Origin of the sequence: Komagataeibacter saccharivorans (genome assembly GCF_004348195.1) — a bacterium.
Classification (GTDB): Bacteria; Pseudomonadota; Alphaproteobacteria; order Acetobacterales; family Acetobacteraceae; genus Komagataeibacter; species Komagataeibacter saccharivorans.
The window spans coordinates 1,747,168-1,769,881 of record NZ_CP036404.1; the positions used below are offsets into that span (position 1 = coordinate 1,747,168).

Here is a 22,714-nt window from a genome sequence, read left to right on the forward strand (position 1 = left end):
AATCCACCACCTTTTATTGCCCGGCCCCGACAGGCAGGGCGGTCGGGCGGCCAAACAGGGCACCCGAAAAGGCAGGATGGGGGGGCTGGTTTACAAAAAACGCATCTGCGATGCCGTCATGCATGCACAGTCCCATATGCGGCACAGCCATAACCCGCCCATCGTGCCACAGGGCCGGCAACGTACGCAACACGCAGGCCGGCCACCCGGAACGCCCTTGCCCCGCAGGCCACCAGCGCGCTACCGGCCCCGCTGCACCGATATACATATCTTTCGGCACGTGTCGGGCCCGCAGCACGAAACGCCTGTCCCACACAGCGCCTGCCCCGGCGGAGACGCAGGGCGCCATCGCTGCTTCCTCACGCGCCAGCAGCCATTGCCCGTCCCGCCATGGCACGATCACGACACCCGCCAGCGTCGCCGCCCGTGGCGCATGGACCAGCCCCGCCACCGCGTCCCGCCTTGGCGGATAATCACGTCCCCCCACCACTCCGATCAGGGCGGAAAGAATGCGGGGCGGTGCCAGACCGGCAGGCAGCACGACCCATCCACCCGGATGGAACCGCGCATGCTGCGCCAGCCACAACGCATCATCGCGGTCCTGCGCCATGCGGGCCTGCCCCGCCTGCCGCGCCTGTGCAAACAGGCTGCCGCCCAGCACCGCGTCCTGACGCAGGGCCTGCCGGGCACGGGCGCGCTCGGTCCGCAGATCGGCATTGGATGGATCTTCCACCCATGTCACCCCCGCCGCGCGCACGGTGGCGTACAGCGCGGACTTGGTGAAAGCCAGAAGGGGGCGGACAAGCCTGACATCGGTAACGGGAAGGGCCAGCGCCATCCCGGCCAGACCGTCCTGACCGCTGGCGGCACGTCCGCGCATCATGACCGTTTCGGCCTGATCCCCGGCATGATGCGCCACCAGAAGATCCAGCGCCCCAAGATCGCGACAGGCGGCAAAAAGTGCCTGATAGCGCATACGGCGTGCGCGTTCGGCCATACGGGAGCCACGTTCCAGCCCCTCAAGGGTCAGCAGGCGGGCCTGTATACCCAGCATGGACAGGCGCGCGACCGTCTGTTCCGCTTCAGTCCGGGATTCCGCGCGCAGTCCATGGTCCACGACCAGCGCGATCACATCGGTCCGCCACCGCCGGGCAAGGATGGCCAGCGCCATACTGTCCGCCCCACCCGATACGGCCACCGCCACAGGTATCCCCTGGCCCGGCCATGGGCCAAGTTCGGTCATGATGGCGTCAAAGCCCTGCTGGCCTACCGGTTCAGCCGCTTCCATTCTCTGGAACCGGATGGCGGTCAGTTACACTTGGCGCGCTTGCGATAGACCTGTTCAGCGGATTTGATGCGGTCGGCAGGCTGGGGAAACTCGCTGGCCAGCTTGTCCAGCGCCTGACAGGCGGAAGCCCTGTCATTGAGCGCCACAAGCGTTGCCGCCACGCCCAGCAGGGCACTGGGGGCACGCGCGCCATGGGGCGCGCGGTTATAGGCATCATAATAGGCCAGCGCGGACTGCCGGTACTGCTTCTGCCCGGCCAGCGACTGGGCCAGCAGATATTGCGCATCGACCTGCTTTGCACTCTTGGGACCAGACAGGACCTGCTGCGCATCCGCCTGCGCCGTCACGTAATCATGCTGCATCAGCGCATCGGTCCCCGCCTTCAGCAGATCGTCCGGCGTGCGTTTTGCCGCAGGCGTTTCCGTGGCCGCCGGTGCGGTAGCAGAAGCAGCCGGAGATGCGGAAGCCGCCGCCCCGCCAGCAGGGGCCGCGCCATGGCCATGCTGCATGGCGAAATTCATGTCATCGATCTGCTTGCTCAGCGCTGCATTCTGCTGCTGGACCTGATTGGTCAACTGGTCGATTTCACCGCGCATGTCGCGCGCTTCCTGTTCCAGCGTGTTGACGCGGTCGAGCAGCTGCAGGGTCAGGTTGCCGCTGTTGTCATCAGCGCGCGCGCCACCAAGGCAGGCCAGCGATACGCCACCCGCCAGCATACCCACCCTGCCCCACTGACGGGACCGGGCAGCGACTGAAAGGAAACATGACAACACAGACCGCATGGACCAAACCCTTTTGCAACACTACGCATGCATACCTAAAACAAAACCGGCCGGGCGATAAGCGCCCGACCGGTTTCATACTTATTCCATTACGTCATGGGACGCAGGGGCAGTGGATTACTGCACCGACGTGATGGCGTTACGGTTCTGGGCCCATGCCTGCTCGTCGTCACCAACGGCGGTCGGACGGTCCTTGCCGTAGGAGATCGTCGTCAGGCGCGAGCCATCGACGCCCTTGGCAACCAGATAGTCGTGGGCGGCATTGGCGCGACGCTCACCCAGGGCGATGTTGTATTCCTCGGTGCCGCGATCATCGCAGTTACCGGCAATCTGCACGTGTACCTGCGGGTACTTCGCAAGCCACGCCGCCTGCTTGTCGAGGGTCGCCTTCGCGTCGCTCGACAGGCCGCTCTGGTTGAGCGGGAACAGAACACGGTCACCAGCCGTCGCCACCAGATCAGCTTCGCTGCCCGGAGCCGGACCAACCTGCTGCGTGGCGGCACCCGTATTCACATTCTTGTTCGCGTGATCGGAACAGGCTGCCAGGAAGAGGGCCATACCAGCCGCGCCAAAAAGCTTCAGTTTCATTACTTTTGATCCTGGATCGGTTTCTTGCGTCGAAACCATTTGTTGAATTTCCGGATTTAAATATGGGACGGCCCCGAGTCTCGTTACGTCCTGTTAAACACAACTGTAAAAACAGAGACTCGCGATCGCTGGAAACCACCGCCAGCATACATTTGGCAAGAAGTTTCCGTCAATGTCAGGCAAACACATACCGGCCATTTGATATCCACGCAGGTTCCAGAATAGTGCCCGCCCAACATATTGTAATGATTACTTATTCAGCGGCGACCATGCCGGATCGGACGCGCTTCCCGCCGGCAGGGCGCGTTCATGGAAGCCGGTGATATCAATTGTGCTGATACCTGTTGCAAATCCGGCACCATTTGCCCCCCCCGAACTCTGCCGGCAGAAGGCCAGAACACGGCCATTGGGGCAGAAGGAGGCGCTTTCCACCGTGAAGCCTTCCGTCAGGATACGCTCCCCCGTTCCATCCGGCGCCATGACGCCAAGCGAGAAGCTGCCATTGGCAATGCGCGAGAAGGCGATCAGATCCCCGCGCGGGGACCAGACCGGCGCGCCGTAATGGCCGTGACCGTAGGAAATGCGCTTCGCATCCCCGCCCGAGGCGCTCATGATATAAAGCTGCGGCGAGCCGCCACGGTCGGAGTTGAACACGATCTGCGTGCCATCGGGGCTGAAGGACGGGCTGGTGTCGATCGCACCGGAGGCCGTAAGCTGCCGCCGCGCCATGCTGGCCAGATCCACCACATACAGGTCGGACCCGGCTCCGCGCGTGACCGACAGGATGACGGACTGCCCATCGGGCGAGAAACGGGGCGCGAATGAAATACCCGAGAAGTCACCAAGCAGGCGCTGCTGGCCGGTACCAAGGTTAAACAGGTAAACGCGCGGCCTGTAATTGGCATAAGACAGGAAGGCGAGTTCATTATTGGCCGGGTTGAAACGCGGCATGAGCGTCAGCCACTGGCCATTGGTCAGGTAACGGCTGTCCGCCCCGTCCTGATCCATGATGGCGAGGCGGGTGGTCTGGTGCTGACGCGGGCCGGAACGTGCGATATAGGCGATGCGGGAATTGAAGTATCCTTGTTCACCCAGCATGCGGCTGTAGATCACATCGGCAATGATATGCGCGATACGACGCCAGTCCTGTGACCCGGCGGTATAGGCCGTGCCCTGAAGCTGGTTGCCCGTCAGCACATCCCACAGGCGGAATTCCACACGCAGCGAACTGCCCTGATCCACGACCTTGCCCGTCATGGCCGCACGCGCGCCCAGTGACTTGTAGGTGGAGAAATCCGGCGTGCCCTGCGGCATGGTGGCGCTGATGGGACGGAACAGGCCGCTATTGCCCAGATCGGCGGAAATCACATCCGTAATCTGCTGGGCCACGCCGCTGCCCAACGAGGGCAGGACGATGGGGATGGGGGCGGTCCGGGCCTGATCCACCGTTATTTCCGCATCGCCTGCCTGCGCGCGCGCCGTGCCGGAGGCGAATAGCGGTGTCGCCACCAGTCCCCCCGCCACACCGGCTGCCATGAACCCACGTCGCCCGAATGCCGCCGCCAGCCGTGCTGCGTCATCATCAGGAATCAATGGCTTTACGCTTGACGTCATTTTCTTCTCCTCGCCTTCGTCCGCTTGAGATCAGGGACGGAATACGAATTTCAGTTGCCGGGTCTGGCCCAGCAGGTTCTGCGGAATGGGCAGCTTGGCACAGGTGGGGCTGAGCACCGCATCACGCGCGCGTTCCGCCAGCGCACGATATGAGGGGTCGGAGTCCATCTGGGCCTGCGTCTGCGGTGCGAATTCCACCAGTCGCGCCGTGCCGGTCCCGTCCACGGTCACGACCAGATGCGCCACAAACTGGGCATAATTACGCGCGGCCGTATCTTCCGAATAACAGCGGCGCACGGAACTGCCGATCGCCTTCTGTTCGGCGGAACTCAGCGCACTGGTGATATCTCCGTCCGGCGTACCGCCGCCATCCGGCGCCCCGCCCTGCGCGGGGTTGGGGCGCGCCTTGGGCGGATGGGTCTGTTTCTGGTCCGCACGGAAGGAATCCAGCGTCGCGAGCAGGGAATGCGTATCGGGCACGCTCTTCTTCGCTTCATTCGGCTGGGTTATGCGCGACGGCGGCTGCACCTTGGGCGGGGCATCGGGCTGCGGCTGGGCCGATGGGGGCACCGGTGCATGCGCGGGCGCGGGTGCTGCCTTGGGCGGTGTCGGCGGAAGCCGCACGGCATCGGGCGACGGCTGCTGTTCACGCGGGGCGTGGGGCATCCGGCACGGGTTTGGGCGCCTGCTGCGGTGGCGGCATGGGCGGTGGAGGCGGCGGCGGGGGCCGCTTCCTCATTGCGCCTTTTCCGGCGGGGTGGGCGCGGGCGGGGCTTCCTGCTTTACCGGCGCGGGGGCCGGCGCAGGTTTGGGGCCGGCTTTTTCACCCTTATGGGGCGCTGATGTGCCGCCATCGTTCGTGAATTCCATCTCGATCGTAGGCGGCGGGGGCGGCTCTCTGGGAACCGGCATGGGAAGCTTGAGCAGTATGCCCAGCAGCAGGGCGACATGCAGGCCCCCCGATACCAGAACGGAGCGACGCATGAGGATACGCTCGGAACGACGCGGTGGCACCACGATCAGACGGCTCCCGGTATCAGTTTGGGTTTGGTTCAGTTACCGCCGCCGGGCGGCTGCTGCGCAAGAAGGGCGACATGCGTGAATCCACCCGCCGTGATCTGACCCATGATCTGCATCACGCGGCCATAATCGATATGGGAATCACCCCGGACGAAAATGCGGTGTTCACGGTCATTCTGCGCCGCCGCCTTGAGTTGATCGACCAGTTCGGCCTGCGACACCGGATCATCGCCCAGATACAGATCGCCGTTGGAGCGGATCGAAACCGTGATGGGCTTGGTATCGGTATTGACCGGCGCCGCATCCGTCTTGGGCAGATCGACATTCACGCCGCTGGTCATCATCGGCGCCGTCACCATGAAGATGATGAGCAGCACCAGCATGACGTCAACCAGCGGGGTGACGTTGATTTCGGCCATAAGCCGCCGCTTGCGCCGCCGCCCACGCAGATCGCCCAGGCTTGCCCCCATGGTCAGGCGCCCCTTTCTTCTGACTGGCGCGACAGGATGGCGGCGAACTCGGTGCCGAAGGCATCCAGCCGGTCCTCGAACACGCTCATGCTGTTGCTGATCACGTTATAGGCGATCACGGCGGGAATGGCCGTAACAAGGCCGATGGCCGTTGCGAACAGGGCTTCAGAAATACCCGGCGCCACGACCGACAGGTTGGTGTTGTGCATCGCCGCGATGGAGCCGAAGGCGTGCATGATACCCCACACCGTGCCGAACAGGCCGATGAACGGGGCCACCGGCCCGATGGTGGCAAGGAAAATGACCCAGCGGTTCAGCCGGTCCATTTCACGCGTGATGGTGATGGCCATGGCGCGATTGACGCGGTCCTGCACGCCGCCATGCACCAGATCGATGCCGGCGATACGGGATGAACGCCGCCATTCCCCCATCGCTGCGCCGAACACGGCGGCCATAGGATGGACCGGCTTGGCCCCGTCGGATTCGTACAGATCGTCCAGACTGCCGCCAGCCCAGAACCGCTCCTCGAAATCATTGCCCAGCCGGGTGACCCGGCGGATGGTCGTGAATTTGTCGAAAATGATTGCCCAGACAATCACACTGCACGTCACAAGCCCGACCATGACCAGCTTGACGACAATCGACGCGTGCATGAACAACGCCCACATCGACAGATCGCCCGCTGCGGCCCCGAGATTCGCCGCGTTAACCGCTTGGTCCAAATACGCCTCCTGCACACCTTGGCCGTTCGCTCAAACACGAAGATTGCCCATTTAGCAAGCCACGGCCAACCCGCTTTCCGCACAGCCCTGCGTCATGGTCAAGCCATGACACGAAAACAACGCAGAGCGTGCATGCCTTTGCGTTGTTCAGGCTACGAGTGCGCGCAGAAGATCACGCCATCGCGGCGGAAATCGGGCAGCACGCCCGTCACCGGCACGAATACAGGCCAGACGGACATCCAGCGTGCCGCAGTCGGCCCCGGCTTCATCCGCGCCAACCCGGTGGAAATCCTGCACCAGCCTGCAACTGGCGGCACCCAGTTCCGTCATGCGAGTCGTGACGCATACGATGTCATCCAGCCGTAGCGGCGCACGGTAATCCATGGCGGCATGGCGCACCACGAAGGCCAGACCATAATCGGCCAGCAGGTCGGATGCCGCCTGCCCCTGCGCGCGGATGGCCTCGGTCCGGGCGCGTTCGGCCAGTGCAAGATAGCGGGCGTGATAGACCACGCCGCCTGCGTCCGTATCTTCGTAATAGATACGGAAATCAATTTTATGTTCCATCCGGTCCGTCTCCCATGCCCCCGTCCGCCAGCAGGTCGCCCTGCCCCGGCATGCGCGCGGGTGGCTGCAACCCGAGATGGCGCCAGCCACGTTCACCCAGCATCCGGCCCCGGCTGGTCCGCAGCACGAGTCCCTCCTGAATCAGGTAGGGTTCGATCACATCTTCCAGCGTATCGCGGGCTTCAGCGAGAGCAGCGGCCAGCGTTTCCACGCCAACGGGGCCGCCATGATGAAATTCGGCAATGCGGCGCAGATAACGGCGGTCCATGCCGTCCAGCCCCATCGAGTCGACTTCCAAGCGTGACAGCGCCGCATCGGCCAGTGCGCGGTCAACCGGCCCGCGCCCGGCCCGCGCCACGGCGGCAAAATCGCGCACGCGGCGCAGCAGGCGCCCGGCAATACGCGGCGTGCCACGGGAACGGCGGGCGATTTCCTCCGCCCCTTCCGGGGTCAGGTCGAATTCCAGCTTGCGCGCGCCGCGTGTCACGATCTGGCACAGTTCTTCGGGCGTGTAGAACACCAGACGCAGCGGAATGCCGAAACGGTCGCGCAGCGGGGTCGCCAGCAGTCCCGCCCGCGTGGTGGCGGCGACCAGCGTGAAGGGAGACAGGTCGATCCGCACCGAACGCGCCGCGGGCCCCTCCCCGATAATCAGGTCAAGCTGGAAATCCTCCATCGCGGGGTAAAGGACTTCCTCGATGGCAGGGTGCAGGCGATGGATTTCATCAATGAACAGCACGTCGCGGGGCTGAAGATTGGTCAGGATCGCGGCCAGATCGCCCGCGCGCTGGATGACCGGCCCGGAAGTTGCGCGAAAGCCCACCCCCAGTTCCCGCGCCACGATCTGCGCCAGCGTGGTCTTGCCCAGCCCCGGCGGGCCATGCAGCAGCACATGGTCCAGCGCATCACCGCGCTGCCGGGCGGCGGCGATGAAAATGGCAAGGTTTTCCCGGCTGGCCTTCTGCCCGGTAAAATCATCGAGCGTCTGGGGCCGCAGGGAGCTTTCGTTACCGTCTTCCTCCCCCCGGCGGGCGTCGATCTCACGCTCGGGATGGCTGCTCATCGGGCCAGTTCCTTCAGGGCATCACGGATCACGATATCCAGATCGGCCTTGCCGTCCAGCCGGTCGATCACCCGTTCCACGACCGGCTGGGCCTCCGCACGGCGAAAGCCGAGACCGGACAGCGCCAGCAGCGCATCCGCCGCAATCCCCCGCGCGGCAGGAACGGTGATGGTCGCGGCCGAAACCACTGTCCCCGCGGGCAGGCCGGTTGGCATGCCTTCGCACTTGTCACGCAGTTCGGTCACGATACGTTGCGCCAGCCGGGCACCGACCCCGCCCGCACGGGTCAGCATGGCCTTGTCGCCCGTGGCGATGGCGCCCATCAGTTCCGGCGGCGGCAGGACGGACAGGATGGCCAGCGCCACCTTCGCCCCCACACCCTGCACGGTCGTCAGCAGGCGGAACCATGCGCGTTCCGATGCCTCGGCAAAGCCGTACAGCAGGATCGCGTCCTCGCGTACCACGGTTTCCACCAGCACGCAGGCCAGTTCCGGGGGCTGGGGCAAGGTAGCCAGCGTGCGGCTGGACGCCTGCACCAGATAGCCCACGCCACTGACGTCAATCACGCAGCGATCCGCTTCCACCTGTGCCAGCAGGCCACGCAACTGCGCGATCATGCCATCCTCGTGGCGCGGGCGATATGGGCGGCACTGGTGCGGTGATGGGCATGGCAGATGGCCACGGCCAGCGCATCGGCGGCATCCGCGCGCTTCAGCAGGGCGGTTGGGAGGATACGGCGGACCATCATGCTGACCTGTTCCTTCGTTGCCGCACCGGTTCCCACCACCGCGCGCTTGACCGTTTTCGCCCCGTATTCGGATACGGGAATATCCAGCAGCATCGGCACCAGCAGCCCTACGCCACGGGCATAACCCAGCTTGAGCGTCGCGGCCCCGTTGCGGTTGACGTAGGTTTCTTCCACCGCCGCTTCATCGGGGGCAAAGTTGCGCGCCAGTTCCAGCAGCGCGTCATGAAGCTGGCGCAACCGTTCCGGCACGCTATGCGCCGATTCGGTGGCGATCACCCCATCGGCGACATGGGTCAGCCGGTTATCCTGCGCATTGACCACGCCCCAGCCTGTAAACCGCAGGCCGGGGTCAATGCCAAGAATGCGGACCACGGGCCGGTTCAGGCCGACAGCTTTTCGGCCACGTCGTCCGGCACGTCGAAATTGGCGTACACCGCCTGCACGTCATCATGATCTTCCAGCGTGTCAATCAGCTTGAACACGCTGCGGGCCTTGTCTTCATCCAGTTCGACCGTGTTGGATGGACGCCAGTCCAGCTTGGCCGAAGCCGGTTCGCCAAAGCGGGTTTCCAGCGCGTCACGCACGGCGAAGAAGGATTCGACCGGACAGGTCACTTCGTGCATGCCGTCCACGGTCTCGACATTTTCCGCACCGGCTTCAAGACCCGCTTCGATCAGGTCGTCCTCGCTGGCCGCATCAAGCGGATAGGTGATGACGCCAAGCCGGGTGAACATGAAGGAAACCGAATTCGTCTCCCCCAGCGAACCGCCATGCTTGGAAAAGGCCGCGCGCACGTCGGATGCCGTGCGGTTGCGGTTATCGGTCAGCCCTTCCACGATCACGGCGACACCGGCGGGGCCGTACCCTTCGTAACGGACTTCCGCGTAGTCATCGCCACCGCCGGCACCCGATGCCTTCTTGATCGCGCGCTCCACCGTATCCTTGGGCATGTTGACTTCACGCGCGGCGGAAATGGCGGCGCGCAGGCGCGGATTCATGGCCGGGTCAGGCATGCCTTCGCGCGTGGCCACGGTGATTTCACGAATGACCTTGGCAAACTGCTTGGCCCGCTTGGCATCCTGCGCGCCCTTGCGGTGCATGATGTTCTTGAATTGGGAATGACCCGCCATCGTTCGTCTCTGATCCTGTCTTTCGTCTTGTATTCGTGCCTGCCTGCCGGGGGCTGGTCAGACCAGCCGCCCGTGGCAGTGCTTGTATTTCCTGCCCGACCCGCAGGGGCATGACGCATTACGTGAAACCTCGCCCCAGCTTGACGGGTCATCAGGCATGACCGCAGCCCCGCCGATCGGCGTCGCCATGGACGGATCGGGCTGGCGGCCCGTGGCATCGGGCATGAGACCCGGTCCCGGTTCGTTTTCCAGCCCCGGCACTTCGGGATCGGAATGGATTTCAGCCACACCCGCGAATGGATTGTCGATGGGCGGGGGCGCCATTTCCACCCGCGCCATGGTCGAGGTCACGCGCACGCGCAGGTGTTCGAGCATGGCATGAAACAGTTCGAATGCCTCATGCTTGAACTCGTTCAGCGGGTCTTTCTGACCATAGGCCCGCAGCCCGATGCCCTGCCGAAGCTGATCCAGCGCCAGCAGATGTTCCTTCCACACCGCATCGAATGTTGTCAGCAGAACCTGCTTTTCAACATAGCGCATGACGGACGGGCCGAAATTGGCCGCGCGGCTGGCCTGCGCCTGCGCCGTGGCCTGTTCGATCCGCTCGGTCACGACCGTACTGTCCACGCCGTCTTCCTCCGCCCACTGCGCAATCGGCAGGGACAGGTTCAGCGTGGTCTGTATGTCCTGTGTCAGTTCCTCTTTCAGCCACTGTTCGGGGAACGACTTTTCGGGGATGCGGCGGGCGACCAGATCGTGGACCACGTCTTCGCGCATTTCGGTGATGATGGCGGAAACATCCTCCGCCGCCATGTATTCCCGGCGCTGGGCATACACTTCCTTGCGCTGGTCATTCATCACGTCATCATATTTGAGCGTGTTCTTGCGCATGTCGAAATTGCGGGCCTCGACCTTCTTCTGCGCGCGCTCAAGGGCCTTGTTGATCCAGGGATGGACGATGGCCTCCCCTTCCTTCAGGCCCAGCTTCTGCAGCATGTTGCCCATGCGGTCCGTGCCGAAGATGCGCATGAGGTCATCTTCAAGCGAGATGAAAAAGCGCGAATTGCCCGGATCGCCCTGACGGCCCGCACGACCACGGAGCTGGTTGTCGATCCGGCGGCTTTCATGCCGTTCCGTGCCGATGACATACAGTCCGCCCGCAGCCTTTACCGTGGCATGGTCGCGGGTCACCTTCGCGCGCAGTTCCTGCTCGCGCATGGCGCGTTCTTCGGGGTCTTCGATACCGCCAAGCTGCTGGCTGATCAGCATGTCCACGTTGCCGCCCAGCTTGATGTCCGTCCCGCGCCCGGCCATGTTGGTGGCGATGGTGATCGCGCCCGGCGCACCGGCCTGCGCCACGATCTCGGCTTCCAGTTCATGGAAACGGGCGTTGAGCACGTTATGCTCGATCCCGTTCTGGCGCAGCAGGGAGGAGAGGTATTCACTCTTCTCGATGGAGGTGGTGCCAACCAGCACCGGCTGCCCCGATGTGCTGCTGATTTCCTTGATGAGGTTGCTGACCGCCTCGTATTTTTCCCGCGCGGTCAGGTAGACCTCATCATCGTCGTCCTTTCGGGCGACGGGCAGGTTGGTCGGGATCTCGATCACTTCGAGCTTGTAGATATCAGCGAATTCGTCCGCTTCCGTCATGGCGGTGCCGGTCATGCCGGACAGGCGCGGATACATGCGGAAATAGTTCTGGAACGTGATGGAGGCCAGCGTCTGGTTTTCCTGCTGGACCTCCACATGTTCCTTGGCTTCCAGCGCCTGATGCAGGCCGTCCGAATACCGTCGGCCATCCATCATGCGGCCGGTGAATTCATCAATGATGACCACCTTGCCACCACGCACGATATAATCGACATCGCGGGTGAACAGCGTGTGGGCACGCAGGGACTGCTGGACATGATGGATCACCGCCACGTTGTGGCTGTCGTACAGGCCGCCCTCCTGCAGGACGCCTGCCTGCCGCAGCAGGTCCTCCACCTGTTCCGCACCTTTTTCCGTCAGGATGACGGAGCGGAATTTCTCGTCCTTCTCATAGGCTTCGGGGTCAGCCACCAGGGCCACCATGACCTCGTCCACCGCGCGGTACAGGTCGGAACTGTCCTCCGCCGGGCCGGAGATGATGAGCGGGGTGCGCGCCTCGTCGATCAGGATCGAGTCGACCTCATCCACGATGGCATGGTGGAAGGGGCGCTGGACCATGTCCTCCACGCGATACTTCATGTTGTCGCGCAGGTAATCGAAACCGAATTCGTTGTTCGTGCCGTAGGTGATGTCGGCGCGATAGGCGGCGCGGCGCTCCTCCTCGGCGATATTGGGCACGACCACGCCGGTGGTCAGCCCGAGGAAGGAGTACAGCGTGCCCATCTGTTCGGCGTCACGGCTGGCCAGATAGTCGTTTACCGTCACCACATGCACGCCACGTCCGGCCAGCGCGCTGAGATAGACCGCAAGTGTAGCGACCAGCGTCTTGCCTTCACCCGTGCGCATTTCCGCGATCTTGCCATCATGCAGCACCATGCCGCCGATGAGCTGCACATCGAAATGGCGCATGCCCAGCACGCGTCGGGAGGCTTCACGACAGACGGCAAAGGCTTCAGGCAGGAGGGCGTCCAGCGTTTCGCCCTTCGCGATCCGGTCACGGAATTCCTGTGTCTTCGCGGTCAGGGCCGCGTCGTCCAGCGCCTGGATCTGCGGTTCCAGCGCATTGATCGCGGGCACGCGCCGCTGATATGATTTCAGCGCCCGGTCATTGGCGGTTCCGAACAGAGCGCGGGCAATACTGGCGAACATGAAGACCTTCCCGGAATGACATTCCCGCGCACCCGCCACAAAACCGGCAGGGCGGGGACAGGCGTGGCGGATAAAATTCTCGCGCGGAGACATGAGATAGGACCCACACCGCAACTGGTCAACCGATGGACCACAGCGATGCGGGTGGAATGGCGAAAAACAGCCATCGGGCATCCGGCCCTTGCAGGCCGGGCCGCCCTTCGTCATGATGCCTGCCGAACGCGTTCATAACTAGGGTTTTTTGCACATGCGGACGACCGGTCCGGCAAAGGCTGTCGCAACGATGGCCCTGCTTGCTTCCTCCTTCATCATTCCTCCTGCATTCGCGGCCTCCCCCGCTCCTGCGGCAGCCAAGTCGGCCACAACCGGCACGGCGGACCAGAATCCGGTCCTCGCCAGCGTGAACGGACAAGACATCCGCCTTACCGACGTGCGTCAGGCCATGGCCTCGATGCCCGAGCAGCTTCGCAAGCTGCCCGATAACATCATCGTGCCGATCCTGCTCAACCAGCTTGTCGACCAGCGCGCCATCCAGATCGCCGCGACCAAGTCCGGCCTGGACAAGCAGCCTGACGTGCGCCAGCAGATGGAAACCGCATCGCAGAACGCGCTGCAGAACGCCTATCTGTCCGCACAGGTCACACCGGCGCTGACGGATGACGCCATCAAGGCATATTACGACCAGAATTACGCCAACAAGCCGGGCGCGGAAGAAATCCACGCCCGTCACATCCTGGTCCAGACCGAAGCCGAAGCCAACGACATCATCAAGCAGCTCAAGGGCGGGGCCGATTTCACCCAGCTTGCGACCAAGCTGTCGAAAGATCCCGGCTCGGCCAAATCGAATGGCGGCGATCTGGGCTGGTTCAAGAAGGGTGACATGCTGCCCACGTTCTGGGACGCGGCATCGGCCATGCAGCCCAACAGCTTCAGCCAGACCCCGGTTCACACCCAGTACGGCTGGCACGTGATCCAGGTACTGGGCAAGCGCACGGCAGCCACCCCCACGCTTGAAGCGACACGCGACCAGATCCGCCAGAAGCTGATCCAGGACGGCGTGCAGAAAGCCGTGAGCAACGCACTGGCGCAGGTCAAGGTCGTCCGCTTCGGACCCGATGGCAAGCCGCTGCCGGAAACGCAGCCCACGCACTGAACGGTCTGCCGCCGGGGTGGGGATGCGCAGGCATCTCCACCCACGGCCTTTCCCCTGTTTCCCATCTTCCGCTGTCATTCCAGGATCGTGACTGACCATGGCCAACGCCCTGCCCGTGTCCCCCCTCGCCCGGCCACTGCCTGAACTGCCCCCACTGGCGGGTGTGCGTTTTGGCGCAACCGAGGCCGGCATCCGCTACAAGGGACGCACCGATCTGGTCATGGCGGAATTTGCGCCGGGTACGACGGTGGCCGGTGTCTATACCCGCAGCAAGTGCCCCGGCGCCCCGGTGGACTGGTGCCGCGCCGCGATGGCCGATGGCCGCGCCCGCGCGCTGGTGGTCAATGCGGGTAACGCGAACGTCTTTACGGGCCGTGCCGGTTTCGAGGCGACGCAGGCCAACGCGGCCGATGCCGCCCGGCTGGTGAACTGTGCCGCAAGCGAAGTCTTCCTTGCGTCCACCGGCGTCATCGGCGAGATCCTGCCCTACCAGAAGATTTCGGCGGCACTGCCGGGCCTGCACGCCACCCTGTCCGAAAATGGATGGGCGGATGCCGCGCGTGGCATCATGACCACGGACACATTCCCCAAGGCCGCGACCCGCACGGCGCGCATCGGGTCCACCACCGTACGCATTCAGGGCATCGCCAAGGGCAGTGGCATGGTGGCGCCGGACATGGCGACCATGCTGTCTTTCGTCGCCACCGATGCGAAGCTGCCCGCGGGCGTGATCCAGTCCCTGCTTACGGACGGGGTCAACCGCAGCTTCAACTGCATTACCGTGGATTCCGATACATCCACTTCCGACATGGTCCTGCTGTTCGCCACCGGACAGGCGGACAATGCGGAAATCACGCAGGCAGATGCGCCTGAACTGGCCGATTTCCGCGCGGCTCTCGATTCCCTTCTGCTTGAACTGGCGCTGCTGGTCATCCGCGATGGGGAAGGCGTGACGAAGATGATGCACATCACCGTCACGGGTGCGACTTCCAATGAATCGGCCCACCGGGTTGCGATGGCCGTTGCCAATTCCCCGCTGGTCAAGACCGCCGTCGCCGGTGAGGACGCGAACTGGGGCCGCGTTGTCATGGCGGTGGGCAAGTGCGGTGAACCCGCCAACCGCGATACGCTGAGCGTGGGCATTGGCGGCACATGGATCGCGCAGAACGGCACGGTCATACCGGATTATGATGAAACCCCGGTCGTCGCCCACATGAAGGGGCAGGAAATCGAAATCACGATCGACCTTGGGCTGGCCAACGGCACGGCGCAGGCGTGGGGTTGTGACCTGACACACGGTTACATCGACATCAACGGTTCCTACCGCAGCTAGCCTGCAGCGTGCGCCGGTCGGGCGCGCGCTTATTTTCCTGTTCCGTTCCGCGCGCCGCGATGGCATTGCTGTTGGGGTAATTCCATTGCAGCCAGACAGGAACGCCCCTGCATGATGTACCAGTTTGCCCGCCCTGATCCCCACCCACAGGATGTCTGGACCTATGGCGGGTTCTGGATCCGGGTCGTGGCCTATGTGATCGATTCCATCGTGGTATGGGCGATTCTGGCCCTGCTGGGGCTGCTGCTGGTTCCCCCCAGCCTGTCCTTTTCCATATTCGACCCGCAGCCGATTGGCGGCAGCGGGGGGGATTACCGCATTTCCTATATCCAGCACGCGGACTACACCATCCTGTCCACCACGCCGCACATGCACTGGAACGGCAACGGGATGTTCGAGCTGATTTCCCTGCTCCTGCCCGCCGCCTATTTCATCGTGTGCGAGGCATCGACCCTGCAGGCCACGCCAGGCAAGATGGTATGCCGCCTGCGGGTGACTGACCTGCATGGCAACCGCATCACGCTGCTGCGTTCCGCCGGGCGCTATTTTGGCAAATACCTGTCGGCGCTGATCCTTGGGATCGGCTTTCTCATGGTCATGTGGACGCAGCGCAAGCAGGGTCTGCATGACATTCTGGCCGGTACCTGCGTCATCCGCCGCGAAGCCCGCGCCCCTGCGCCGCCACCCCCGCTATGGGGCTGAAACGGGGAAAAGGCACGACGGCATGCAACCTTGGTGCCCGTGGCAATCTTTTATTACTCTGATATCGGATTCTTTTACGGCAACCTGATGCCCGGTCGCGTGCCCCGACACACGCGGCAGCATGGTCGTTACGGTGGGGCGAGTGTCGCCCTGTTGTCGGGTTTCCTATTTTCCTGGAGGTGAACAATCGGCATGCCGGCCCAATTTGCGACTAAAGCTCATCCCGTGCCACGCCGCGCCATACGGGGCGGCATCCTGACAGTCCTCGCTCTTCTCATGCTGGTGTTCACGCCCTGGTTGTCGCAAGGCAGGGCGGCGGACCCGCAGGCAGCCCCGGCCACCGCCAGCACGCAGGGCATCAACGCCCAGCAGGCGCAGCAGGTTCTGTCGGTCATGAATGACCCGCAAAAGCGCGAGGAGTTCACCCGCACGCTGGAAGCGATCGCCAAGGGCCTGCCCGCACCGGCACCGACACCCGCGCCAGCCAAGGCCGCACCGGCACCCGCCGCCAGTTCCGATGTGTCGCTCGAACCCGACAGCATCAGTTCCCAGACCATGAATGAACTGACCCACATACGCGACATCGCGTTGCAGCAGGGCCAGAACTTCATGGCGCTGTTCAAGGATCTGGCCTTTGTGGGCCGCTGGGTCCATTCGATCCTGTCCAATGCGGATTCCCGGCAGATCCTGCTGGATGCGCTGACCCGTGCGGGCATCATTTTCGTGCTGGCCCTTCTGGCCGAACGCGGGCTGTCCATCGCGACCCGCAAGCCACTGGCCGCCGTAACCGCCCGCGCGGTCGCGACCGAAGCAAACCTGAACCGCCGCCTGACGACGGAAGACCAGCAGGAAAACAGCCAGCCCGTCTCCCCCGCCGCGACCGGCGCGGACGCGAAGGCGGAACAGGAAACCGAACAGACCCGCAAGCAGGACGACCGCAAGCAGCATGAAACGCTGCGCGTCATCACGCGCATTCCCTATTCGCTGCTGCATTTCCTGATCAAACTGCTGCCCGTCGCACTGTTCTTCGGGGTGGGTTACGCCGGTTCGGCGCTGCTGACATCCACCCATCAGGCCGCAATGGTCACCATCACGCTGACGAACGCCTACGCCATCGCGCGCGTGATCTACCTGCTGCTGGAAACGGTGTTCGTTCCCCATTCCCCCACCATCCGCCTGTGCAGCGCGTCGGACGCCACGGCACGCATGGTCACGCGGTGGTGGAACTTCCTTGTCGCAGCGCCCTCCATCGTGGTCTGCCTGTCCACGCTGGGCACGGTGTTCGCCATGCCCGCGCGTGGCACGGAAGCCATCATCCGCGCGGTCGTGCTGATCGAGCATATCCTCATCGCGATCTTCATCTGGCGCATCCGCTACCATGTGGGGGCGGCGCTGCAGCCTTCCTCACGACTTCAGGAAAAGCCGTTCTGGCTGTTCGTGGGCCGGATGGTCCGCTTCTGGTGGATTCCCGCCATGTTCTTTGATCTGGCCCTGTGGCTGGTCTGGGCCACGCAGATCCGCGGTGGCTATACATGGATACTGCGCACCCTTTCGCTGACCATCATTGTCATCCTTGCCGCCCGCCTGCTGTCGGTTCTGGCATTCAGCCTGCAGAACAGGATTTTCCATGTGCCCGAGGCCACGGAAAAACGTTATCCGGGCCTGCAGGCACGGGTGGACTATTATTACCCGATCGCGCGCCGCAGCCTGTCCATCATGCTGATATTCGTGACCGTGGTGCTGCTGCTGCAGTCCTGGGGGCTGCCGGCCATCGGCTTCTTCCTGCATGGCACGCTCGGCCCGCGGATCGTGGGCGCGATGCTGACGATCATGATCGCCTACACCATCGCCATTGTGGTGTGGGAAGTCGTCAACGCGATGCTGCAGAACCAGATCACCCGCTTCGAGACATCGGAACAGGCATCGCGCGCCACACGGCTGCGCACGGTTCTGCCCATCATCCGAACGGTGCTGCTGACCTTCATCATCATCATCGTGACGGTGACCACCCTGTCGCAGATCGGCATCAACGTGACCCCGCTGCTGACGGGTGCTGGCATCATGGGTGCGGCCATCGCCTTCGGTTCGCAGAGCCTGGTCAAGGACTTCATCACCGGCTTCTTCATGCTGGTGGAAAACGCGATGCAGGTGGGCGACTGGGTTACCGCGGGTAGCGTTTCGGGCACGGTGGAACATCTGTCCATCCGCACCCTGCGCCTGCGCGCGGTGAACGGGGACCTGCATATCATTCCGTTCTCCTCCGTCACGTCGATCGCCAATACATCGCGCGATTACAACCTTGTGGTGGTCAGCTTCATGCTTGACCTGTCGGAAAACCCGCACCGGGTCAGCGCGATCCTGCAGGATGAGCTGGCGAAACTGCGCAAGGACCCGGTATATGGGCCGCTCATCAAGTCGGATTTCGCATTTCTGGGTCTGGAGCAGGCGGACGGCAACGGGGCCAAGTTCCTCGGTTCCATCCGCACGGCGGCAGGCGCGAAATGGAAGGTCTACCGTGAATATTACAGCCGTCTGGGCGCGCGGATGGTCAAGGAAAAGGTTGCCTTCCCGATCCCGACTTCCGTCAACCTGCTGGCCAACAGCCCTGCTGGCGCGCTGCGCATGAACATGGAAGAAAACCCGGAAATGATTGCGCGGGCATCACAGGCCATCGCAGCCCCGGCCAGGCCCGAACAGGCCGACGCCCCGGCTGCCGATGGATCGCATAAGGAAGGCGGCGGTGACGCCAGCGGGGCGGAAGGAAAAGATTCCACCCATGGCTGATGGCACGACTTCCCTGCTGACGCGGCTGGAATCCCCCCTGCGCATGGACGGCTACGCCTTCGTCCCGGCAGGGGAGATGCTGCCCCTGCTGGAACATTATGGCCTGCGGGACTGGGACAGCTTCGCCAATAGCTGGAACCGGCTGGGACTGGACCGCTACATGGCCGATGGTGGCCGCTACCGCCGCCGTCGCCATGCCACGTTTGCCATCAGCGATGGTGGCATCCAGCGCAAGAAACACCAGCCCCATTACCAGAGCCGCGATTACAACGAACTCAATGGTGGCATCGAACGCTGGTTCCGCGCGGTGGAACCGGAAACGGGCGCGCATCCGGCCCTTCTCGCCATCCTGCAGCTCATGCACCGGATCGTGACCGACCTGAGCGATCCGGCCAGCCTGCCCGATATCTGGCACACCGAAATCCACCAGTTCCGCATCGAGGCATCGGATGACAGTCCGGGCCAGCCCACCCCCGAAGGGCTGCACCGCGATGGTGTGGACTGGGTGATGGTGGTCATGATCCGGCGCGAAAACGTCATGAGCGGCGAAACGACGATCCATGACCTGCAACGCACCATGGTTGGCGGCTTCATGCTCGACCAGCCGTTCGATACGGCCATTGTCAACGACAACCGCGTCTATCACGGGGTCACCGCCGTACGACCGCTGGACCCGTCGCGCCCGGCCTATCGTGATGTACTGGTCGTGACGTTCCGCCATCAATGACGCCTGCTCCACCGGAGGGGGACAGCCGGTGGCGACAGTTCTGTCTGCTCGCCCTCATCACCATCGTGATGGCGGGCGGCGGACTTTACCTGTTCATCGTAACCGTTGACCCGTGGGATGCCTTGCCCCTTTCGCCCCGGTTCGCGCGGGTGCCCGTTACATCCAATGCGCGCTACACCATGCCTGCGCTGGCGCGTAACCCCCGGTTCGATTCCGTAGTCATCGGCACATCGACCAGCCGCCTCATGCAGCCTGCCCTGCTGGACCGGGCATTCGACGCCCGTTTCCTCAACATGGCCATGAACAGCGCCAGCCCGTGGGAACAGGCCCGGGAACTGGACATGTTCCTGCGCCATCATCCCCGGCCGCGCATCGTCATGATCGGGATTGATGCGGCGTGGTGTCATGAACGCCCCGGCAGCCTGACGTCCCCCAACCGCCCGTGGCCGGAATGGATGTACGGCCATCCGGCATGGACGGGCTACCTGCACATGGCCAGTCTCTATGCCCTGCAGGAAGCCGCGAACCAGTTCCTGTGGCTGGCCGGGCTGAAAGCGCAGCGTTTCGGGACCGATGGCTATACCAGCTTCGTCCCGCCCGACGATCATTACGACCCGGCCCGTGTGCAGGCCGTCTTCGCACGCTGGGCACCGCCCGACAACACGCCCGCCCCGCCCGGCATGGCCGACACCCCCCCGGCCACCATGGGTCTTCTGGCGGAAATGCTCGAACGCATGCCAGCTTCCACCCTCAAGATCCTGTGGTTTCCGCCCGCATCATCCATGCTGCACGGAACGGCAGGCAGTGTTGCTGCAGCCCGGCTGCAGGCATGCAGGCTGGGGGTGGGCCGCCTTGCGGCACGGACGCCGGACACGGTGACGCTGGATTTCAACCACGACAGCACACTTACGGAAAACCGCGATAATTTCTGGGACCCGCTGCATTACCGCATTCCCGTGGCGCAACGCCTCATGACCGACATCGCCGCCACCATCCGCACCGGCCGGGCGGATGATGCCATCATGGACAGGCTGCCCGCCGATGCCCCGCGCTAGACCATCCGCTCATGCACGCCAAAGCCATGCACTGCCATCGCGTAGCCTCCCCGGTGGCGGGGCTTGTGCCATGCGGGTCATCTGGTATGGGAACTAGAGATTGTACAGGAACCCGGCCATTCGCATGCGCGACGCAGGCAGGTGACAGGAACGGAATTCGTCTGGCGCCCGCCGTCCCCGCGACCGGGCAGGGGCGGTAGCGGCACTGAGGTTGGAGAGACAGGTGAACACGTCCGTCAATGATGCACCACAATGGCATCTGCAGCCCGAGGCGAACCGGACCCTTGTCACCCTGTCAGGAGACTGGATCGCGCAGGACGGGCGCGTGCCCGACTTTCCCCAATCCGCCCTGAAGGATATCCCGCCCAACGAACCGGTGGAATTCAGCACCGAACATCTGGGAAAATGGGATACATCGCTGATCTCCTTCCTGTGGGAACTCATGCGCGACGCACGCGAGGCGCATGTGGAACTGCGCATCGACACCCTGCCGGAATCCGCGCACAAGCTGCTGGACCTGCTGCCTGAAAATCCGCCGCAGCCGCCATCACCTGCCAGGCACGCCTTCGCGCCGGTTGCCGCCGTGGGCCAGTTCACGCTCGATACGCTGAACGAGGTCGGCTGCGTAAGCGAGATGGGGGCGGATGCCGCACGCGGCGGCATTGCCACCGCGCTGGGCCGCGGGATGATGCGCACCGTCGATCTCATGTCCGACCTGAACGCGGCGGGACCGGCGGCCCTGCTGATCGTGGGGGTGGTGAACTTCCTTGTCGGCGCGATCCTTGCGTTTGTCGGTTCGGTGGAACTGCACAAATTCGCGGCGGACATCTATGTCGCCAGTCTGGTTGCGATTGCCATGGTGCGCGAGATGTCGGCCGTCATGACCGCCATCATCATGGCGGGCCGGACCGGCGGCGCCTATGCCGCGCGCATTTCGACCATGCAGGGTAATGAGGAAATCGACGCGCTACAGGTATTCGGCATCCCGGTTTCCAATTACCTGATCCTGCCTTCGGTTCTCGCGCTCGCCTTCACCATGCCGCTGCTTTACCTGTATGGCTGCCTGATCGGCATGCTGGGCGGGTTCTGCGTGTCCTACATCATGCTGCATGTCTCGCCGCTGGGTTACTTCCACGAAACGCTGGGCGCCCTGCCGCTGGACCAGTTCACCTTCGGCTTCATCAAGAGCTTCGTATTCGGCTCCTTCATCGGGCTGACCAGTTGCCGCATCGGGCTGAAGGCCGGGCGCAGCGCGGCTGATGTGGGTATTGCCGCGACCAAGGCCGTGGTTGTGGGCATCGTGGGCGTGATCGCGCTGGACGCGATCTTCGCGGTCATCGCCAATGTTATCGGGATCTGAGCGCCATGAATAACCAGATGCCCTCCACCGACGACCGTCCGGCGCTGATTACCGTCAATGACCTGACGCTGGCCTTCGGCCCGCGCGTGATCCAGCATGACGTGTCGTTCCAGGTGAAGCGCGGCAGTATCTTCGCCGTCATGGGGGGGTCGGGCTGCGGCAAGAGCACCCTGCTCAAGAGCATGATCGGCCTGCTGCGCCCCACTGGCGGCACGTACAAGGTGGAAAAGGATGATTACTGGGCGGGCGACGACGCCAGCCGCATCCGCATCGGGCGGCGCTTTGGCGTCCTGTTCCAAAGTGGCGCGCTGTGGAGTTCGATGACGGTGGGCGAGAACGTGGCCCTGCCCATGCAGATGTTCACAAAGCTGGAGGCCCCCGTCATCCGCCGGCTGGTGGAACTGAAGCTGGGGCTGGTTGGCATGCTGCATGCCATTGACCAGTATCCATCGGAACTCAGCGGCGGCATGCGCAAGCGCGCCGGGCTGGCGCGCGCCATGTCGCTGGACCCGGATATCCTGTTCTTTGATGAACCTTCCGCCGGGCTTGACCCGATCACCTCCGCCCGGCTGGATGACCTGATCCTGAACCTGCGCGACGGGCTGGGGGCCACGATCATCATCGTCAGCCACGAACTGTCCAGCCTGTTCCACATTGCTGATGACGGCATTTTCCTTGATGCCGAACAGAAAACCGCAATCGCCCACGGCTCCCCCACATGGCTGCGCGATCACTGCGACGACCCGATGGTCCACGCCTTCATGCACCGTGAACAGCTGGACAGTTCCAGCTCCCACGGAAACGGGTAA

The 22,714-nt window shown here is 63.7% G+C and carries 20 protein-coding genes and 1 pseudogene; 8 read left to right on the forward strand and 13 right to left on the reverse strand.

Going from position 1 to position 22,714, the window contains the following annotated elements; genetic code table 11:
- Window positions 1-13: 13 nt before the first annotated feature.
- From tilS to secA, 13 genes and pseudogenes are all read right to left on the reverse strand, one after another.
- The gene (gene tilS, locus KSAC_RS07930) at window positions 14-1,288 is read right to left on the reverse strand and encodes a tRNA lysidine(34) synthetase TilS (RefSeq protein ID WP_132305024.1); all 1,275 of its coding nucleotides are present in this window, start codon (window positions 1,286-1,288) and stop codon (window positions 14-16) included.
- A 20-nt stretch (window positions 1,289-1,308) separates the two neighbouring features.
- Window positions 1,309-2,070, reverse strand: coding sequence for a tol-pal system YbgF family protein (locus KSAC_RS07935; protein WP_102325499.1), 762 nt, complete (start codon window positions 2,068-2,070; stop codon window positions 1,309-1,311).
- A gap of 117 nt (window positions 2,071-2,187) precedes the next feature.
- Complete coding sequence (gene pal, locus KSAC_RS07940) at window positions 2,188-2,658, reverse strand: peptidoglycan-associated lipoprotein Pal (RefSeq protein WP_102325498.1); 471 nt, start codon at window positions 2,656-2,658, stop codon at window positions 2,188-2,190.
- Window positions 2,659-2,907: 249 nt separating this feature from the next.
- Complete coding sequence (gene tolB, locus KSAC_RS07945) at window positions 2,908-4,272, reverse strand: Tol-Pal system beta propeller repeat protein TolB (protein ID WP_102325497.1); 1,365 nt, start codon at window positions 4,270-4,272, stop codon at window positions 2,908-2,910.
- A 30-nt stretch (window positions 4,273-4,302) separates the two neighbouring features.
- A pseudogene (locus KSAC_RS07950) lies at window positions 4,303-5,289 on the reverse strand (energy transducer TonB).
- Between the two features lie 35 nt (window positions 5,290-5,324).
- Complete coding sequence (tolR, locus tag KSAC_RS07955; protein ID WP_102325495.1) at window positions 5,325-5,762, reverse strand: protein TolR; 438 nt, start codon at window positions 5,760-5,762, stop codon at window positions 5,325-5,327.
- Window positions 5,763-5,764: 2 nt separating this feature from the next.
- Window positions 5,765-6,430 carry a protein TolQ gene (gene tolQ / locus KSAC_RS07960; protein WP_102325675.1) on the reverse strand — a complete coding sequence of 222 codons (666 nt, stop codon included), beginning with the start codon at window positions 6,428-6,430 and terminating at the stop codon, window positions 5,765-5,767.
- A 201-nt stretch (window positions 6,431-6,631) separates the two neighbouring features.
- A complete protein-coding gene (locus KSAC_RS07965) occupies window positions 6,632-7,051 on the reverse strand; it encodes a YbgC/FadM family acyl-CoA thioesterase (RefSeq protein WP_102325494.1) in 420 nt (139 codons plus the stop codon).
- Window positions 7,041-8,114, reverse strand: a complete 1,074-nt coding sequence (gene ruvB, locus KSAC_RS07970) for a Holliday junction branch migration DNA helicase RuvB (RefSeq protein ID WP_102325493.1) — start codon at window positions 8,112-8,114, stop codon at window positions 7,041-7,043. Before ruvB ends, KSAC_RS07965 begins: the two co-directional genes overlap by 11 nt.
- Window positions 8,111-8,731: a Holliday junction branch migration protein RuvA gene (gene ruvA / locus KSAC_RS07975; RefSeq protein ID WP_132305026.1), complete on the reverse strand. Its 621-nt coding sequence runs from the start codon at window positions 8,729-8,731 to the stop codon at window positions 8,111-8,113. The genes ruvB and ruvA overlap by 4 nt, the downstream gene beginning before the upstream one ends.
- A complete protein-coding gene (gene ruvC, locus KSAC_RS07980) occupies window positions 8,728-9,234 on the reverse strand; it encodes a crossover junction endodeoxyribonuclease RuvC (protein WP_102325491.1) in 507 nt (168 codons plus the stop codon). Before ruvC ends, ruvA begins: the two co-directional genes overlap by 4 nt.
- Before the next feature lie 8 nt (window positions 9,235-9,242).
- Window positions 9,243-9,992, reverse strand: coding sequence for a YebC/PmpR family DNA-binding transcriptional regulator (locus KSAC_RS07985; RefSeq protein WP_102325490.1), 750 nt, complete (start codon window positions 9,990-9,992; stop codon window positions 9,243-9,245).
- Between the two features lie 57 nt (window positions 9,993-10,049).
- The gene (gene secA / locus KSAC_RS07990) at window positions 10,050-12,791 is read right to left on the reverse strand and encodes a preprotein translocase subunit SecA (protein ID WP_110547079.1); all 2,742 of its coding nucleotides are present in this window, start codon (window positions 12,789-12,791) and stop codon (window positions 10,050-10,052) included.
- Between the two features lie 247 nt (window positions 12,792-13,038).
- Here secA and KSAC_RS07995 point away from each other — a divergent pair, with 247 nt between their 5' ends.
- From KSAC_RS07995 to KSAC_RS08030, 8 genes are all read left to right on the forward strand, one after another.
- On the forward strand, window positions 13,039-13,944 hold the full coding sequence (locus tag KSAC_RS07995; RefSeq protein WP_243705148.1) for a peptidylprolyl isomerase: 906 nt from the start codon (window positions 13,039-13,041) through the stop codon (window positions 13,942-13,944).
- Window positions 13,945-14,041: 97 nt separating this feature from the next.
- Window positions 14,042-15,277 (forward strand): bifunctional glutamate N-acetyltransferase/amino-acid acetyltransferase ArgJ, encoded by a 1,236-nt coding sequence (argJ, locus tag KSAC_RS08000; RefSeq protein ID WP_132305030.1) that lies wholly within the window; start codon window positions 14,042-14,044, stop codon window positions 15,275-15,277.
- 111 nt (window positions 15,278-15,388) lie between these two features.
- Entirely contained in the window at window positions 15,389-15,979 is a 591-nt protein-coding gene (locus KSAC_RS08005) for an RDD family protein (RefSeq protein WP_118962773.1), read from the forward strand.
- Between the two features lie 192 nt (window positions 15,980-16,171).
- Window positions 16,172-18,763, forward strand: a complete 2,592-nt coding sequence (locus KSAC_RS08010) for a mechanosensitive ion channel domain-containing protein (protein ID WP_110547009.1) — start codon at window positions 16,172-16,174, stop codon at window positions 18,761-18,763.
- The gene (locus KSAC_RS08015; RefSeq protein WP_132305032.1) at window positions 18,756-19,490 is read left to right on the forward strand and encodes a 2OG-Fe dioxygenase family protein; all 735 of its coding nucleotides are present in this window, start codon (window positions 18,756-18,758) and stop codon (window positions 19,488-19,490) included. Before KSAC_RS08010 ends, KSAC_RS08015 begins: the two co-directional genes overlap by 8 nt.
- Window positions 19,487-20,545, forward strand: coding sequence for a hypothetical protein (locus KSAC_RS08020; RefSeq protein ID WP_132305034.1), 1,059 nt, complete (start codon window positions 19,487-19,489; stop codon window positions 20,543-20,545). Before KSAC_RS08015 ends, KSAC_RS08020 begins: the two co-directional genes overlap by 4 nt.
- Before the next feature lie 223 nt (window positions 20,546-20,768).
- Window positions 20,769-21,905, forward strand: a complete 1,137-nt coding sequence (locus tag KSAC_RS08025) for an ABC transporter permease (RefSeq protein ID WP_132305036.1) — start codon at window positions 20,769-20,771, stop codon at window positions 21,903-21,905.
- A gap of 5 nt (window positions 21,906-21,910) precedes the next feature.
- Window positions 21,911-22,714: an ABC transporter ATP-binding protein gene (locus KSAC_RS08030; RefSeq protein ID WP_371207518.1), complete on the forward strand. Its 804-nt coding sequence runs from the start codon at window positions 21,911-21,913 to the stop codon at window positions 22,712-22,714.